The 1,635-nt window shown below is 69.8% G+C and carries 1 protein-coding gene; it reads right to left on the bottom strand.

The features are described from left to right. Positions 1-105: 105 nt before the first annotated feature. On the bottom strand, positions 106-1,371 hold the full coding sequence (locus tag AB0J52_RS39485; RefSeq protein ID WP_500188234.1) for an ABC transporter substrate-binding protein: 1,266 nt from the start codon (positions 1,369-1,371) through the stop codon (positions 106-108). Positions 1,372-1,635: the final 264 nt, after the last annotated feature.

Raw genomic sequence — 1,635 nt, 5'->3', positions numbered from 1 at the left:
GGCTGGCCTTATGGTCGAGCCGGGCTCGCCACGCCCGCGGGCGCTCGTTGGGGGGCGTCCCGCCCGCCCGGTCGACCGGGCGGGCGGGACGCGTGTCCACACTGGTCATCTGGCGGCCTTCTTGGCCGCCTCGACGGCCTTCCCCCAGGCTTCCTCGGGCTTGACCCTGCCCTGGCCGACCGCGATGAGGACGTTCTCCACGGCCTGGCGGACGTCCTCGTTCTTCGGGCCGAGGTGGACGGGCTTCACCGAGGCCACCAGCTGTCCGAAGATCTTCCCGGTGGGCGCGCCGCTGAAGTACTCGTTGGACGCCCCGGACACCGCCGGGTCCTGCTCGGCCTTGACGTTGGACGGGAAGGTGTCCTTGTCCTTGAACGCGCCGACCTGGCTCTGCGCGCTCGTCAGGTACTGGGCCAGCTCGGCCGCCGCCTTCTGGTGCTTGCTCTGCTTCGGCACGGCCAGCCACGACCCGCCCCAGTAGCCCGAGCCGCCCGGCGTGGTCGCGACGTCCCACTTGCCCTTGCCGAAGTCGCCGGAGAACTGCTTGATGCCGCCGAGCATCCAGGACGGGCAGGGCACGGTGGCGAACGTGTCGCGCTTCAGCGCCGTCTGCCACGGCGGCGTGAAGATCGACATGTCCGCCGTCATCTTGTTCTGCTCGAACTTCAGCGTGGTGTCGAACGCCTGCTTCACGGCCGGGTTCGTGTCGAAGACGAGCTTGTCGTCCTTGTCGAAGAAGCTGTAGCCGGGGCCGCTGCCCGCGTTCTGCAGCACGGTCGCGCGCAGCACGGCGGTCGGGCCGTCCAGCCACTTGGCGCCGGACACCTTGCCCTGGAACTTCTGCCCGGTCGCCAGGAACTGGTCCCAGGTCGGCCAGAGCTTGCCGACCTCGTCGCGCTCGGTGGGCAGGCCGGCCTTCTTGAACAGGTCCTTGCGGTAGCACATGGCGAGCGGGCCGACGTCGGTGCCGAGGCCGACGAGCTGGCTGCCGTCCGGGCTGAGGCCGAGCTGCCACTTCCACGGCAGGAAGTCGGCCTGCATCGAGCGCGCGCCGTAGTCGAAGAGGTTGACGAACTTGGTGCGCTGCTGCATGTAGGTGGGCAGGATGCCCTCCTCCAGCGCCACCACGTCGCCCGCCCCGCTGCCGGTCGCGATCCACTGCTGGAGCCGCGGCTTGTAGTCGTCCAGCGAGGACACCTTGCGCTGCTTGACCGTGACGCCGGGGTGCGACTGCTCGAACCCCTTGTAGAGCGTCTCGTAGCCGAACTCGCCGAAGACGTCGACGGTCAGCGTGAAGTTCTTGTCGGACTTGGAGTCGTCGCCGCCTCCGCCGCCGCATGCCGCCGCGAGTGTGCCGGCCGCGGCCAGCACGGCCGCGGTCCTCAGCCGGTAACCCCTCATCGCGGGTCCCTCTCGTCTGTGTGTGGGTGGGAGTGTGGGAGCGCTCCCACGAAGCAAAGAACGTGACCCCGCTCACTGTCAATGCCCGCAATCCAACCGTTACCAATGCGAACGCCCCGATCATGGGCGATCGGGGCGTCCGGCGGACGTCGCGGGGACGTCCGCCCCTCAGTTGACCAGGTGCCCGGAGCCGGGATGGTCGGCGGCCCGCGGCAGCGGCGCGGCCGGCACCGG

This window comes from Spirillospora sp. NPDC049652 (genome assembly GCF_040675125.1).
Classification (GTDB): Bacteria; Actinomycetota; Actinomycetes; order Streptosporangiales; family Streptosporangiaceae; genus Spirillospora.
This window is presented reverse-complemented; position numbering and strand designations above follow the sequence as displayed.